Raw genomic sequence first — 14,160 nt, 5'->3', positions numbered from 1 at the left:
AAGTATGGTGTTCCCGGAACTCCCAGCCTTGATACAAATATCTTTGTTGCATTCGGTGGCACGAAATCCATGTCGTTGGACGACTATGCGCTACGGTATCGAGAAGCTGGTTTCGCGGTGCTGGCGCTTGATTACCGGTATTTTGGTGGAAGTGGAGGCAAGCCTCGCCAATTATTCTCAGCCGCCCTTCAACTGGAGGATATTGCGGCTGCTATCGACTACGCGCGACAGATTCCTGAAGTCAATCCAAAGAAAATTGCTCTTTGGGGCACTTCTGCCGGCGGGGGGCACGTCGTTTTGGCTGCCGCCAAAGATTAAGAACATCGCTAGCGTGGTAGCACAATGTCCGGGAATAGACCCCAAAGCCTCAACAGCGGCGATGAAAAAAATCTTAGGACTGGGGCATTTATTTCGCCTGCTTTCCCATGGACAACGCGATGTAATTAGGTCTCGTTTTGGTTTATCGCCCCATAAAATCCCTATTGTGGGAGAACCCGGAACAACAGCCGTTTTCACCCATCCCGAAGCTTTTGACGCTTACGCGCAGTCTGCATCCTTGAGATTCATCAATGAAGTCTGCGCCCGTTTCCTGCTGCGTTCACACGGCTACCGTCCTGACAAGGAAATCAAGAACCTGCACTGCCCATTGCTGGTGCAGATTTGTGACAAAGACCGCTTGGTTCCGATAAGCCCCGAAGTCGAAGCGGAATTAATGAAATATGCGGAAGTCAGACACTATCCAATCAGTCATTTTGAAATTTACCTCGGCGACAACTTTGAAAAAAGCGTCCGAGAGCAGTTAGCTTTTTTCATAAATAACCTTTGATCATATCTCTTCTCCATCCCTGCCCACTTCAGTAGAAGGTCTTGGGTGTTTTTCGGCTTATGGCTATTCGCTTCAGTTCGACCAGCCGCCAAGAACTGTCGCAATGGCGGTGAAAGCGGATCCCGCCTCTCCAATGCGGCGTAACTCACAATCTGGTGGCCCAGCAACAGGGCGGGCGGTACCGGCCTGAAATTGCAGTTGGCGAGACGCCGGCGGAGCTGCACGGCGGCAGCCTCAAGCTCGACAGCACCCCGGATCAACGCACACGGGCGATCATCACCCTGCCCCCGGAGCTTCTCCGCCCTGCCGATCTATCCTGAACCGCCCCGGCTCTCCGCCGCCACCAGCTCGCGAGCCCGGGCGCCCAGGTCCGACTTGTCGATCTTGCCGATGGGCAGCAGCGGCAGCGCCGCTTCGACGAAGATGCGCTTGGGCACCTTGTAGTTGGAAAGGCGCGCCCGGCAGAACGCCGCGAGTTCGTCGGGCATCAGCACCGCGCCTTCCTCAGGCGCCACGAAAGCGAACCCCACCTCGTCGTAGAGCGCATCGGGGGCGCCGACCACGGCGGCCATGGCGACGCCGGGATGGCTTTCCAGCACCAGCTCGACCTCGCGGGGATAGACGTTGTAGCCGCCCGATTTGAACATCTCCTTCAAGCGTCCGACGATTTGCCACTGGCCGTCCTCGCGTACCCGGGCGACATCGCCGGTGCAGAGCCAGCCGTCTTCGGTGAAAGCCGCGGCGCTCTCTTCGGCGCGCCCGAAATAGCCTTGCATGACGACCGCGTCCTTGACCTGGATTTCGCCGTCTGTGCCCGCCTCGACGGACCGGCCGGCGGCATCGGCCAGGCGCACCGAGAAGTCCGCCGCCGGCCGGCCCACCGCCTCGGCCAGCAGGGCGTCGTCGGCGCCTGCGGCGGTATAGAGCACCTCCCCGCCGACCTCGGTGCAGCCGTAGCTGGTGAAGAGTTTTGGCGCGAGGCGGCGCAGCCTGGCGATCAGTTCGGCCGGGCAGCGCGCCCCGCTCCAGATCACCACCTCCAGCGACGAGAGGTCGTGCGCCGCCACCTCGGGTCGGTCCAGAATCATCTGGTACATGGTCGGCACCTGGTGCATGACGGTGATGCCGTGGGCCGCGATGACGCCCGGGATGGCGGCCGCATCGAAGCGCTCCATCAAAACGTTGGTGCCGCCGGCCACCAGGGCCTGCGTGGCGCCCTGGACGGCGCCGCCGACGTGGTTGACGGGCACGTTGACGATGATGCGGAAGGGCTCGGCCCACCAGTGCCGGCACTGCTCCAGGCAGGTGCGCACGATGCCGCGCTGGCTCAGCATGGCTCCCTTGGGCCGGCCGGTGCTACCCGAGGTATAGACGATCAGCGCCGGATCCTCGGGCCGCGCGCGGGCGCCGGATTCCTCGAAGGTCGTTTCGTCGATGCCGGTGCCAAGGGCCAGGAAATCCTCGAACGGGATCGCCGGCTCCGCCGCCTCGGTTGCCATCATCACGAGTTGCTCGACGGAACCGGTTTCCGCCAGCAAGCGGCGCATGTCGGCGCCGTAGTCGCGGCCCTCTAACTCCGGCATGGCGAACAGCAGCCGCGGCTGCGAATCGCCGACGATGTAGGCCAGCTCGTCATAGCGTGCCCGGGGATTGAGGCCGAGCCAGATGGCGCCGATACGGGCCGCGGCAGCGTAAAGCACCATGAATTCGGGCCGGGGCGTGGTCAGCTGGGCAATGCGCTCGCCGTGGCCGACGCCGGCCGCCACCAGGGCCCGGGAGACGGCCTCGACCCGGGCTTCGAACTCGCCATAGCTGACGACATCGTCGTCGAGCACCAGCGCCGCCTGCTTCGGCCTCTGGCGGGCCCAGTGGGCCACGTAGTCGCTGATCAGTGCGAGCTCGGGGAGCAGCTCGGTCACGGCATAGCCTTCTTGAGGTGGCGCAGATACGCCGATATCGTCGCACAAGTTCGCCAAACCTGGGAGCGAGATCATGATCATCGACGCCCGCGTCCGCCTGCCCGCCGATCTGCGCAGCGACATGGCCGAGCGGCCTGATGTCCTCACCGAGGGCTACGACGCCGTGCTGGACCTGTCCGCCCGCGCCACCTACGGCCGGGCAGAACTCGCGGCGGCGCTGGCGGCCGAGGGCGTCGACAAGGCCCTGGTCCACGCCGAATACGAACACGGGGATTATTCCGACGAGCTCAACCAGGCCACGGCCGAGCTGGTGGCCGACGAACCCGGGCGCTATCTGGGCGTCGGCACGGTGGCCCAGGTGCCGCCCATCGACATCATGCGCGCCGTCGGCCAGGTGGCAGCCTGCGCAGAGCTCGGTTTCGTCGGGGTCTCGATCCAGCCCGCCTTCTTCCACACCGCCATCGACGACCGCCGGCTCTACCCGGTCTACGCCAAGACCGCCGAGCTCGACCTCGTGGCCTTCGTCCACACCGGCATCAACTACGGCACCACGCATCCCTTCGGCAACGACCACCCCATGCTCTTGGACCAGATCGCCTGCGATTTCCCCAAGCTGCGCATCGTCGCCGCCCACGCCGGCTGGCCCTGGACGGCCGAGATGGTGGCGGTGGCCCGCAAGCACGCCAACGTCTATCTCGAATTCGGCGGCCTGGCGCCCAAGTACATCGCCGCGCCGGGCAGCGGCTGGGAAGTGGTCTATCGCTTCATGAACAGCGTTTTGCAGGACCAGATCCTGTTCGGCACCGACTGGCCGGCCTTCGAGATCGGCCGGGCGCTGGCCGAATGGCGGGCCATGGAATTGAAGGACACGGTGCGCGACAAGCTCTTGGGCGGCAACGCGGCCCGGCTTTTCGGCCTCGAATAGCCGGGACCTGATGGCCGGGCCAAGGTCGTTTGGTTCACTACAGGCGTTACAGGCGTTCCCTGGCAGGCCTTGGCCGGGGCTCGATGGCGTAGGGGATTCGACTACTTCCGCCTCTTGACCCGCCACCCGGCCGCACGCTTGTCGGCACTCTTGATCTGGGCCGCAGTCAGCGACTTGGCCAGGCGGGCGCGTTTCGCCGTGATGCCCTTCTTGAGCTTTCCGCTGCTGCGCTTGATGGCCACCGTCATCCAGAAGTAAGCCTCGACCGAATCCTTCGCCACGCCTTTGCCCGCGGCCAGTAGACTGCTCAACCGCGACTGGGCCACCGGGTTGCCCAGGGCCGCCCCTTTGCGATACCAACCTGCCGCCATGGCGCTGCTCTTCTTCAGGCCTTGGCCTTTGATGTACATGTAGCCGAGCGAGGATTGGGCCTTGGCATAGTTCTGCTCGGCGGCCTGGCGATACCATTTGGCTGCTTCGGGATAGTTCTTCTTCACGCCGCGCCCGAACCAGTGCAGTCGTGCCAGGGTGTACTGGGCCCTGGCCAGGCCCTGCTCGGCGGCCTTGCGATACCATTTTTGGGCTTCCTGGTAGCTCTTGGCCACGCCGCGACCAGCCTCAAAGAGCTCTCCCAGCCTCGATTGCGCCCGGGCATTGCCCTGGTCGGCAGCTTTGCGATACCAGCTAGCCGCTGTTTTGGAGTTCTTCTTCACGCCCCTGCCAGCGGCATACATATAGCCCAGACTGTTCTGGGCCCGGGCGATTCCCTGCTTGGCCAAGGGCGTCCATTGGCGGACCGCGCCAGCATAATCCTTGGCCCGGTAGGCGCGCATACCGGCATCGTAATCCTGAGCCGCTACGGGTGTCAGAAGGGCCACCCATAGGAAAAGCGAGATCAACACTTTCGGTTTCATGTCTGAACCTCCCGTTGATTCGAGCCGACGTCCCTCGGATGACCACCACTCCCTGGGTCGAGCTTCGCCACCATCACAGTGCCTGCGGCAGATGACGTCAAGACATTCATTAGGGATTACCCTAAACTGCCATTCTGTGGTGCGGTAGATGACCCAAGGAGATACCTGTATCCGCAAGGCCTTCAGTACCCTGTTCGGCGGCTTTGCGAGACCGGCTTGCCGCCGTTTTGGAGTCCTTCTTCACGGCCCTCCCCTTGCTTCACGGCCCTCCCCTTGATTTGAACCGGCATCCCTCAGATGACTTCCTGCACACCGCCCAACATAGCAGTTCGGAGCGGTCTTAGGTACCAGATGTGCTTCCGGTACCGGAGGGACTCCGGCCGTGGCAGGGACTGGATCGAAAAGCCGGGATCAATCTTGAAATGCGGGTTAGGCGGCCGAACTCGCAATTTTGATGTTTCCGGGCGCGATCAGGATGGTCTCGAGCAAGGGCTGAAGGGAGTCGGCTTGCGGCAGCGCTTCCAGGCACAGCTTTACGGCATGGGCATGATCCGACCCCAGAACGGGATCAGCGAGGTCGTGGAATTTGCCTTCAAGCTCAGCGCCGCTCAACGGCGTTTCGGGGGAGCCGATGGCCGGGGTGGTATCGGACTCGTAGCGCGCACCGTCGCTCAGCGTAATAGTGGCGCGGGCCAGGCGCTGGGCCGGAAAACAGGCGTTGTATTCGGCGCTATCGATCATTTCCACGCGATCGGCCAGGCGCAGAATGTCGGGATCATCGAGACCGCTGGTCACCTCTAGCGCCCCCACCTTGCCTTTGGCCAACATGGCGGCGACGGGAAAGGGCAGGCTGTATTGCGCCTGCTCGGTGGTGCTTGGCCGCGGATGGTTGAGGCAACAGCCTTGGTGAAAGGTGAAAATCTCGATGCGCTCGATGGTTTCGGGTTTTATGGCGTGGCGCTGTTGCAACCCTTCGACCGCGGCTATGGCCGCGTGGGCCCAGCGGCACACGGGATAGGGCTTGAAATCCTGCTCGGCAATCAGCCAGCGGCTGCCCAAATCCCGCCAGGCGAACTGGCTATCGGCGGCCTCGACGATCAAGGACGGCGCGCCGCTAAAGCCCGCTTGCGCCAGATAGGCTGCCGAGACACCGGTCATGGCGCCCCAGCCCGAGCTGTCCTTGACCATGGTCGGGTGGGCGATGCAACGCATCATCTGACTGCGCGGCCCGTGGTACTCCGCTATCCCCATGGCTTCCCGCGCCCGGCCCTGATCAAGCTCCAGCAGGCGGGCGGCCAGGGCGGCGCAGGCCACGCCGTTCCATGAGCCCGAGGCGTGGTAGTCACTGGTCGTGCTGTGCTGCGCCACCGCCATGCGGCTGGCCAGTTCATATCCCAGGACAATCAGGTTAAGGAACGAGCGGCCATCGAGCGCCGTTTTCTCGCTATCGGCAATGGCCAGAATTGCCGGCAGCACGGCGACACCGACATGGCCCTTGGCCGGGCGGTAGCCATCGTGTCCGTCCAGGCTGTCGATAGAGAGCGCGCCCGCCAGCGCCGCGCCAACGGGGCTGGCGGGCCTGCCGTCGAACAGCAGGCGCGAAGCCGGAGCGTCGTGGCCGGGTGCGAAATGCGCCACGGCATGATCGCGGATCATTCGCGAAGCAGCGGTGGCCAGCGACCCGGCCGCCACCCCCAGCAGGTCGAAGACGCAAGTTTGCGCCAGTCGTTGGATATCGACGGGAAGATCGGACCAATTCGTGTCGTAGAGAAAATCGAGAACCTGGGCGTTCTGCATGGCAGCCTCCACGGTCTGAAATACCTTACCCCCGCCCGACAAACGGCATCTTGGTTGCCATCACGGTGAGGAACTGGACGTTGGCCTCGGGCGCCAGGCCAGCCATGCAGAGCACCGCGCTGGCCACGTTGTCGAGCGCCATGGTGGGCTCGGGCGCCAGGCTGCCGTCGGCCTGAGGCACGCCGTCTTTCATGCGCTCGGTCATCTCCGTGGCGGCGTTGCCGATGTCGATCTGGCCGCAGGCGATGTCGTAGGCCCGGCCGTCCAGCGAGGTCGAGCGGGTGAGGCCGGTGACGGCGTGCTTGGTGGCCGTATAGGGGGCCGAGAAGGGCCGCGGCACGTGGGCCGAGATGGAGCCGTTGTTGATGATGCGGCCGCCGCGCGGCTCTTGCTCCTTCATCAGACGAAAGGCTTCCTGGGTGCAAAGAAAGGCGCCGGTCAGGTTGGCATCGACCACGCCCTGCCATTCGGCCAGCGTGACATCCTCGAGCGGTTTGGGTGGCGTGCCGGAACCGGCGTTGTTGAACAACAGATCAAGCCTGCCGAAGGCCTCCTTGGTGGCGCGGAAGAGGGTGGCGACAGACTCGGCTTGGCCCACGTCGGTGGGCACAACCAGCGTCTCGCCGCTGGCCTCGGCGGCCGTCTCCTCCAGGGCCCCGGCCCTGCGTCCGGCCAGGGCCACGGCATAGCCCGCGCCGGAAAGCGCCACGCTGACGGCCTGGCCGATGCCGCTACCGGCCCCGGTAACGATCGCCACTTTGTCGGAACTCATATCAATGTCCTTTGCCTGGCCTGGGAAAGCGCCATTCTACTCGATTGACCTGGGCGTGGGGCGGGCCAAAAATGCCGCCATGGCCAAACCTCTCTTGATCGTCGCCTTTGCACCGTCCCCCAATACCGTGCGGCTACGCGATGCCGTGGTCGAAGGTGCCCGCGAATCCGAGATCGAGGTCAACGTGCGCTCGCCGTTCGACACCGGCCCCGCGGACGTGCTGGCGGCCGGTGCCGTGATCCTGGGCACCACCGAGAACCTGGGCTACATGAGCGGCGCGCTCAAGGATTTCTTCGACCGCAGCTACTACGCTTGCCTGGAGGAGACCCAGGGGCTGGCCTACGCGCTTTACGTCCGGGCCGGCCACGACGGCACCGGCACCTGCCGCGGCGTCAAAACCATCACCACGGGCTTGCGCTGGCGCGCCGTCCACGAGCCGCTGATCTGCCGCGGCGATTTCGTCGAGAATTTCGCCGCCCAGTGCCGCGACCTCGGCCGCCTGATGGCCGCCGGTCTGGAAGCCGGGATCTTCTGAAGCATCCTATTCCGCGGCGGCGCCTTCCAGACAGTGGGCGATCCACTGGGCCGTGAGCTTTTCCAGCACGGCGTTTTGCTTGAGGCGGGCATCCAGCCCCGACCAGTCGACGTGGTCGAGCGGCTGGTCCTGGTTGGCACAGGAAAAGACGTGGCTGCGCTCGCCCGTTTCGGGATCGACGTGGCTTTGCAGGCACTGGGCGCAGATTTCCTTCATCATGCATTGCATGGGCGAGTTGATCGAGCCGATGGCGAAGTGCGGTGTTTTGATTTGGCCGGCCAGCGGACCGTGGCGGGCCGCCGCCACCGCCGCCATCATGCCGTGCGAGCCGATGGCGACGATGCGGTCGACATCGGCCAAGGCAATGTCCTGCAGGCCCAGCCCGCCCGCCCCATAGGCCACCATGGCCTCGACGATGTTACCGACGAAAGTGCGGTCCTGGTCGCGGCCGGGGGTGAATCCGGGCTCGGCCTCGCAGCACCAGACGATGAGATCGGCGGCGGCCTCGATTTCCTCGACCTTGTAGCGGTCCTCGGGCGTGCGGTAGGCGCCGAAGTAAAGCACCCGGCTGCCGGCGGCGCGCAGCGCCTGACCGATCGAGAACAGCACGGCGTTGCCCAACCCGCCACCGGCCAGCAGCACGGTCTCATTGGCGGGAATCTCGGTGGGCTCGCCGGTGGGTCCCATGACGACCACCGGTTCACCCGGCTTGAGGTAGCGGCAAAGGCTGGAAGATCCCCCCATCTCCAGCACGATCATGCCCAACAGCCCTTGTTCGCGGTCAACCCAGGCGCCGGTCAGCGCCAGGCCCTCCATGGCCAGGCGGGTATGGTTTGCCACCGCCGCCAGGGTCTCGAAATTCTGCAAGCGGTAGAACTGGCCCGGGCGGAAATGCCGCGCCGCCGCGGGCGCCCGCACCACCACCTCGACGATGTTGGGAGCCAGGACCTCGACGCGCTCGACGCTGGCCCTGAGGTCGCCATCGAGGGCGGCGATGAAGTCGGCGTCGGTGGCCTGGGAATGCGCCGCGATGGCTTCCAGCGAGGCATTGATCAAGGGGTATCCCAGCGTCGCACTGGCCATGGCCTTGACTACGTTGCCGGCGAAGCTGGGATGGAGATCGCCGAAGAAGCTGACCGAGCGGCCGTCGTCGTGCCGGGACACCAGCACGTGCACGTCCTCGGGCTTGGCCAGGCCGTGTTCGGGACTGACCGGCCGGCCCTCGGCATCGCGGGCCTGGATGTAGCTACCGTCGAGCTCCAGCTCGAGCGCGCCTTCGCGGAGCAGCATGGTGTTGGGCTGGGTACCGGCGGCGATGAAGATCGAACGCGCCGGCATCTCGAAGCTTTCGCCGGCCTGCCAGCGGCCCTCCTCGTCAAGGCTCATGCGCGCCACCGTGAGCGCCCGGGCGGCGCCCTGGTCGTCGACCTCTACGGCCGTCGGCGAGAGTCGCTCGGCGATGCGCACGCCTTCTTCCAGGGCCTTCTCGATTTCCTCGTGGTTGAGGGTGTAGGCAGGGCTGTCGATCAGGCGCTTGCGGTAGGCGATGGTAACGCCGCCCCACTGGCGCAAAAGCTCCACCACGCGCGCCTCGCGGCCCTCGGCGGCGGCGTCATCGCGTTCCTGGCGCAGCGCCCTGGCGTGGCCCAGGAATTCGTCGGCGATGCCGCGCTCCTCTTCGCTCCAGCGCCCCCGCACCTGGTCCTCGCCGTGCTTGGCCGCCAGCACCTCATAGCGCGCCAGGAATTTTTCCACCTGGCGGGGATAGTAGGCCAGCGATTCGGTGGCCGTGTCGATGGCCGTCAGGCCGCCGCCGATGACCACCACCGGCAGGCGCAGCTGCATGTTGGCGATGGAGTTCCGTTTGGCGGCACCGGTGAGCTGCAGCGCCATGAGGAAGTCGGACGCGGTTCGCACTCCCCGGGCCAGGCCGCCCGGCAGGTCGAGGATGGTGGGGCGGCCGGCTCCCAGGGCCAGGGCGACGTGGTCGAAGCCCTGCTCCCAGGCATCTTCGAGCGTGATGGTGCTACCGAAACGGACGCCGCCAAAGAGCGCAAATCGTTCGCGGCGTTGCAGCAGCAGCCGGATCAATTTGAGAAAATTCTTGTCCCAGCGCACCGTGATGCCGTATTCGGCGACGCCGCCGAAGCCGGCCATGATGCGGTCGTCGAGGTCTTCGTAAAGCGCGCCTGTGTCGGCTATGGCCTCGAAGGGCCGGCGGCTGCCATCGGCCGCCACGCCCGAGAGCGCCGCCTCGAGGGGCTCGATCTTGAGGCCGTCGATGCCGATCACGGTATGGCCCTCTTGCAAAAGATGATGCGCCAGCGTGAAGCCGGCCGGCCCCATGCCCACCACCAAGACGCGCTTGCCGCTGGCCGGCTTGGGCACGGGTCGCCGCAGGTTGAGCGGGTTCCAGCGCGTCAGCAGGGAATAGATCTCGAAGCCCCAGGGCAGCCCCAGCACGTCCTTCAGCGTCCGCGATTCGACCTCGGGGATGTTGGCCGGGGTCTGGCGCTGGTAAATGCAGGCCTTCATGCAGTCGTTGCAGATGCGGTGCCCGGTGGCGGCCACCAGCGGGTTGTCGATGGCCACCACGGCCAGGGCACCGAGCGCCAGGCCCTGGGCCTTGAGGTACTGGAATTCCGAGACGCGTTCCTCCAGCGGGCAGCCGGTCAGCGTCACGCCCAGCGGATCGTCGCGGAAGGGCGCCGGGCCGTCTTTGACTTTTTGCCGCAAACCGCGGGCGCAACTGTCCTTCTGCTGCCGGTGGCACCAGATGCAGTAGTTGGCCTCGCCCAGTGCCCCGGCCAGGTCGGTGCCCTGGTCGGTGAGGTGAAAGCCCTGGCGCCGCCGGCGGTGGTCGTCGCCCAGCACGTGGCAAGCCACACCGTCGTGTTCTTCCTGGTGCACGGCCGGCAAGAGATCGCCGTGGTCGACCTTGTCCGGGCTGACGAACAGCACGCTTTCGGGCCCCTGGCCCGAGAGCGTGGCCCAGGCGGCATAGGAGGCCGCCGTTTCGAGAGCAGCGGCGTTGTCGTCCGGGTTTTCCAGCCAGCCCAGCACGGCCCGGGCGAATGCTATGTCCTCGAGGGGCTGGCCGATCAGCGCCGCCAGCTCGGCCGCCAGCGCCGGGCCAGGGATTTCCGCCGCCGCCTCGGGCTTGACGCCCTTCAGCGCCCGGCGCTGGACGAAATTGCGCCTCACCTCGAAGACCGGATCGAGGACACTATGGCGTTCGCTGAGTTCGGCCAGTTCCGCTTCGATACCGAACTCACGGGCCAGAAAGGCCTCCAGATGCGGCGCTAGCTCGATGATCAGCTCGGCCTCGTCGGCGCCCAAGGCGTCGGCATCGGCCCGGCCGGCGTCCAAACGCCCGGCCAGTTCAGGGTCGCGCCCGGCCAGGAAGGCGCGGAACTCGCCATCCAGCGCCAGCAGCCGCTCGCGGTCGTAAAAGTCCGCCACCTGGTGGCCGTTGCCGATGTTGTTCATGAGGTACCTTCTTCGAGGCAACTGTGGGCCTGCGCTGCATAGCGCGAGCGGCCCGCAGCTTCAAGCCGAACGGCTTTATTGTTGGTAATACAGATATACCCGAAACGGGACTGTTTTAAAAACAAACAATTGCCAATGGGCTGCAAATTTCCCACGTCACCCTCCGGTTCGGGCTATAACGGGCGCAGCTCATCGGCAGGAAACGAGGTTCGGAATGTCCAGACTGGCGGGAAAGATCGCCCTTGTGACCGGCGCCAGCCGGGGCATCGGGGCGGCCACGGCGCAGCTTTTCGCGGCCCAGGGCGCCACGGTGCTGATCAACCACCGGGACAGCGCCGCCGGTGCCGAGGAAGTGCTGGCCAGTCTATCGGGCTCGGGCCACCGCATCGTCCAGGCCTCGATCACCGACGCCGAAGCCCTGGCCGCCGCCGCCAAGTCCGTCAACGACGGTGAGGGCCGGCTGGATATCCTGGTCAACAATGCCGCCGTCTCGCAGGTCGTGCAGCACAGCGATCTGGAGGCCCTGACGGACGAACTCATCGACCGCATTCTGATCACCAACCTGCGCGGCGTCATCGGCTGCATCCGCGCCTTCCGGCCTATGCTGGAAGCGGCCGAGGCGCCGGTGGTGATCAACATCTCATCGCTGGCCGCCACCACGGCGACCGGCAGCAACATCGCCTATGCCGCCTCCAAGGGGGGGCTCAACAACCTCACCATGTCGCTGGCCCGGGCCCTGGCGCCCAAGATCCGCGTCATGGGGGTGGCGCCGGGCCTGGTCAATACCGAGTTCACCAAATCCTGGGACCCGGCGGTGGTTCAGACCGTGGTCGAGCGCACGGCACTGGGTAGCATCGCCCAGCCCGAGGACATCGCCAGCGCCGTGCTGGCCGCCTGCACCGATCTCAGCCACTCGATCGGCCAGACCCTGCTGATCGACGGCGGCTACTGGTTGAGCTGAGCAGGCGTCGTGAAAGCGGATACGGAGATCGCCGCCCAGCATCACGGCGGCGACCTGGCGGCCGCCCGCCGGGCGCACGAAGACGGCGGCGGGGGCGGTGGCGTTGACTGGCTCGACCTCTCGACCGGTATCAACCCCTACCCTTATGCCTTTGGCGAATTGCCCGAGGAAGCCTGGACGCGGCTCCCGGACAGCGGCGTCGAGGCCGAACTGCTGGCCGCCGCCGCGGCCTATTACGGCGCCCCCGATCCGGCCTGCGTGGTGGCCGCGTCCGGCTCGCAGTCGCTGATCCAGTTGCTGCCAGGGTTGCGGCCGGCCGGCCGCGTCGCCGTCTTGCGCCCCACCTACGTCGAGCACGAGCCCTGCTGGGCCGCCGCCGGCCACGAGGTGGTGGCGCTGGGCGAGATCGACGCCGGCGATTGCGACGTGGTGGTGCTGGCCAACCCCAACAACCCCGACGGCCGCCGCTTCGCCCCGGCCGAGTTGGAGGAACTGGCGGCAGGGCTTGCCCCCCGTGGGGGCTCCCCCCGTGGGGGCTGGCTGGTGGTCGACGAGGCCTTCGCCGACCTCGAGCCCGAGCTCAGCCTGGCCGCCACGGTGAGGCAACTCGACCGCCCAAGCCGCATCGTGCTGCGCTCGTTCGGCAAGTTCTTCGGCCTGGCCGGCCTGAGGCTGGGTTTCGCCATCACGGCACCGCAGATTGCTGGCCGCATCCGCGCGGCACTCGGCCCCTGGGCCTTCTCCAGCCCGGCCGCCTGGATCGCCACGCAGGCCTTCGCCGACCAGGCCTGGATCGCGGCAACGCACCAACGCCTGGCGGCGGCGGCGGGCGAGCTCGACCTCATGCTGGGCCGGGCCGGCCTCGAGGTCATCGGCGGCACCGTGCTCTACCGTCTGGTCCACACCCCGGCGGCGGCCGAGATCTGTGAGGTGCTGCGCCGCCATCGCATCCTGGTGCGCCACTACCCCGAGCGCCCCGACTGGCTGCGCTTTGGGCTCCCGGGAGAGCGCGGCCGGCAACTGAAGGCGGCGCTCAGCGCCTGGCGTTCATGACCACGACGACCTGGTGGTGGGTGCGCCATGCCCCGGTGACCGAGATGACCGGCCTGTTGTACGGCCAGATGGACCTGGCCGCCGACGTCTCGGACGCAGCCGCCTTCGCCGCCCTGGCGGCACGGCTGCCCGAGGATGCGCTGTGGATCACCAGCCCGCTCCGGCGCACGCGGCAAACCTTCGACGCCATTCGAGCCGCGCGGGGCGAGAAGGCCGAGCCCGACCTGGTCGAGCCCGACTTCATCGAACAGGGCTTCGGCGACTGGCAGGGCCTGAGTTACGACCAGATCCGGGCCCAAACGGACCCGGCCCTGTGGGCCTCGCCCGGCACCGCCGAGCCGCCCGGCGGCGAGAGTTTTGCGACGGTTATCGAACGCGTGGCGCCGGCCATCGAGCGCCTCAGCGCCGCCCACGCCGGCCGCCACATCGTCGCCGTGGCCCACGGCGGCTCCATCCGCGCGGCGCTGGCCGCCGCCCTCGAGCTGACGCCCGACAAGGCGCTGGCCCTGGTCATCGACAACCTCTCGCTGTGCCGCCTCGAAGCCATACCCGACCCCACCATCCCGCTGGCCTGGCGGGTGCATTACGTGAACGACCTGCCACGCTGAAGCCCAGAATACCGCGAATACCGACCGTCCGACGACCGTCCGCGTCCTCTTAATTAAGGAATGTTACCGGGAAGAAGGCCGATTTCTTAACAAACCGTCCGCGTCCCCTTAATTAGTCCCCTGTGAAAATCTCCAACGTCTATGACAGAGCTCGCGGTTTTGCGGATTAGGCACCTTTCGCATTGCAGGAAATCATAGCTTGGGACGGTGTTTTCTTGCTATTTAGGATTCATTTTTTGGTCGGTTTGTGATTCTCTGAATGCCTTCCTAGCGGGGAATTCAGATGCGACCGAAACAACAGCAAGCAGCGCGGCACGACGACCTTTTCCGCGCCCGTCTCGACCAGATCATCAACATGAAG

The 14,160-nt window shown here is 65.9% G+C and carries 12 protein-coding genes; 7 read left to right on the top strand and 5 right to left on the bottom strand.

Translation table 11 applies throughout. The features are described 5' to 3' along the window. Together QGG75_12250 and QGG75_12245 are read left to right on the top strand one after the other, a co-directional pair. Positions 1-318, top strand: a 318-nt coding sequence (locus tag QGG75_12250) for an alpha/beta fold hydrolase (GenBank protein MDP6068003.1), incomplete at its 5' end; no start/stop codon positions are given. 13 nt (positions 319-331) lie between these two features. Continuing rightward, positions 332-826 (top strand): hypothetical protein, encoded by a 495-nt coding sequence (locus tag QGG75_12245; protein MDP6068002.1) that lies wholly within the window; start codon positions 332-334, stop codon positions 824-826. A 311-nt stretch (positions 827-1,137) separates the two neighbouring features. On the opposite strand, the gene QGG75_12240 is transcribed toward QGG75_12245, so the two are convergent. Further along, entirely contained in the window at positions 1,138-2,745 is a 1,608-nt protein-coding gene (locus tag QGG75_12240; GenBank protein MDP6068001.1) for a class I adenylate-forming enzyme family protein, read from the bottom strand. Positions 2,746-2,818: 73 nt separating this feature from the next. Between QGG75_12240 and QGG75_12235 the strand changes: the two genes are divergently transcribed. Then, entirely contained in the window at positions 2,819-3,670 is an 852-nt protein-coding gene (locus QGG75_12235) for an amidohydrolase family protein (GenBank protein ID MDP6068000.1), read from the top strand. A gap of 101 nt (positions 3,671-3,771) precedes the next feature. Here the strand turns inward: QGG75_12235 and QGG75_12230 are convergent, their stop codons facing one another. From QGG75_12230 to QGG75_12220, 3 genes are all read right to left on the bottom strand, one after another. After that, complete coding sequence (locus tag QGG75_12230) at positions 3,772-4,584, bottom strand: tetratricopeptide repeat protein (GenBank protein MDP6067999.1); 813 nt, start codon at positions 4,582-4,584, stop codon at positions 3,772-3,774. A 429-nt stretch (positions 4,585-5,013) separates the two neighbouring features. Further along, positions 5,014-6,381: an MmgE/PrpD family protein gene (locus QGG75_12225; GenBank protein MDP6067998.1), complete on the bottom strand. Its 1,368-nt coding sequence runs from the start codon at positions 6,379-6,381 to the stop codon at positions 5,014-5,016. Positions 6,382-6,406: 25 nt separating this feature from the next. Then, positions 6,407-7,153 carry an SDR family oxidoreductase gene (locus QGG75_12220; GenBank protein ID MDP6067997.1) on the bottom strand — a complete coding sequence of 249 codons (747 nt, stop codon included), beginning with the start codon at positions 7,151-7,153 and terminating at the stop codon, positions 6,407-6,409. 79 nt (positions 7,154-7,232) lie between these two features. Between QGG75_12220 and QGG75_12215 the strand changes: the two genes are divergently transcribed. After that, positions 7,233-7,688 (top strand): flavodoxin family protein, encoded by a 456-nt coding sequence (locus QGG75_12215; GenBank protein MDP6067996.1) that lies wholly within the window; start codon positions 7,233-7,235, stop codon positions 7,686-7,688. Positions 7,689-7,694: 6 nt separating this feature from the next. Here the strand turns inward: QGG75_12215 and QGG75_12210 are convergent, their stop codons facing one another. Continuing rightward, positions 7,695-11,177, bottom strand: coding sequence for an FAD-dependent oxidoreductase (locus tag QGG75_12210; protein ID MDP6067995.1), 3,483 nt, complete (start codon positions 11,175-11,177; stop codon positions 7,695-7,697). A gap of 214 nt (positions 11,178-11,391) precedes the next feature. On the opposite strand from QGG75_12210, the gene QGG75_12205 reads away from it, so the two are divergent. Genes QGG75_12205 through QGG75_12195 form a run of 3 tightly spaced genes read left to right on the top strand, consistent with a single transcriptional unit; the run spans position 11,392 to position 13,799 of the window. Next, positions 11,392-12,138: an SDR family oxidoreductase gene (locus tag QGG75_12205; protein MDP6067994.1), complete on the top strand. Its 747-nt coding sequence runs from the start codon at positions 11,392-11,394 to the stop codon at positions 12,136-12,138. 9 nt (positions 12,139-12,147) lie between these two features. Next, positions 12,148-13,191 carry a threonine-phosphate decarboxylase CobD gene (cobD, locus tag QGG75_12200; GenBank protein MDP6067993.1) on the top strand — a complete coding sequence of 348 codons (1,044 nt, stop codon included), beginning with the start codon at positions 12,148-12,150 and terminating at the stop codon, positions 13,189-13,191. Beyond that, positions 13,188-13,799: a histidine phosphatase family protein gene (locus QGG75_12195; protein MDP6067992.1), complete on the top strand. Its 612-nt coding sequence runs from the start codon at positions 13,188-13,190 to the stop codon at positions 13,797-13,799. Before cobD ends, QGG75_12195 begins: the two co-directional genes overlap by 4 nt. The last annotated feature ends 361 nt before the right edge of the window (positions 13,800-14,160 follow it).

The sequence above is a fragment of the Alphaproteobacteria bacterium genome (genome assembly GCA_030740435.1).
GTDB lineage: Bacteria > Pseudomonadota > Alphaproteobacteria > UBA2966 > UBA2966.
Note: the sequence above shows the minus strand (reverse complement) of the source record. Positions and strands in the feature narration are given on the sequence as shown.

Excerpts from the sequence above, each read along its gene's own strand:
- QGG75_12235 (MDP6068000.1), top strand. The coding sequence starts at position 2,819 with ATGATCATCGACGCCCGCGTCCGCCTGCCCGCCGATCTGCGCAGCGAC.
- QGG75_12230 (MDP6067999.1), bottom strand. The coding sequence starts at position 4,584 with ATGAAACCGAAAGTGTTGATCTCGCTTTTCCTATGGGTGGCCCTTCTG.
- QGG75_12225 (MDP6067998.1), bottom strand. The coding sequence starts at position 6,381 with ATGCAGAACGCCCAGGTTCTCGATTTTCTCTACGACACGAATTGGTCC.
- QGG75_12220 (MDP6067997.1), bottom strand. The coding sequence starts at position 7,153 with ATGAGTTCCGACAAAGTGGCGATCGTTACCGGGGCCGGTAGCGGCATC.
- QGG75_12215 (MDP6067996.1), top strand. The coding sequence starts at position 7,233 with ATGGCCAAACCTCTCTTGATCGTCGCCTTTGCACCGTCCCCCAATACC.
- QGG75_12210 (MDP6067995.1), bottom strand. The coding sequence starts at position 11,177 with ATGAACAACATCGGCAACGGCCACCAGGTGGCGGACTTTTACGACCGC.
- QGG75_12205 (MDP6067994.1), top strand. The coding sequence starts at position 11,392 with ATGTCCAGACTGGCGGGAAAGATCGCCCTTGTGACCGGCGCCAGCCGG.
- QGG75_12195 (MDP6067992.1), top strand. The coding sequence starts at position 13,188 with ATGACCACGACGACCTGGTGGTGGGTGCGCCATGCCCCGGTGACCGAG.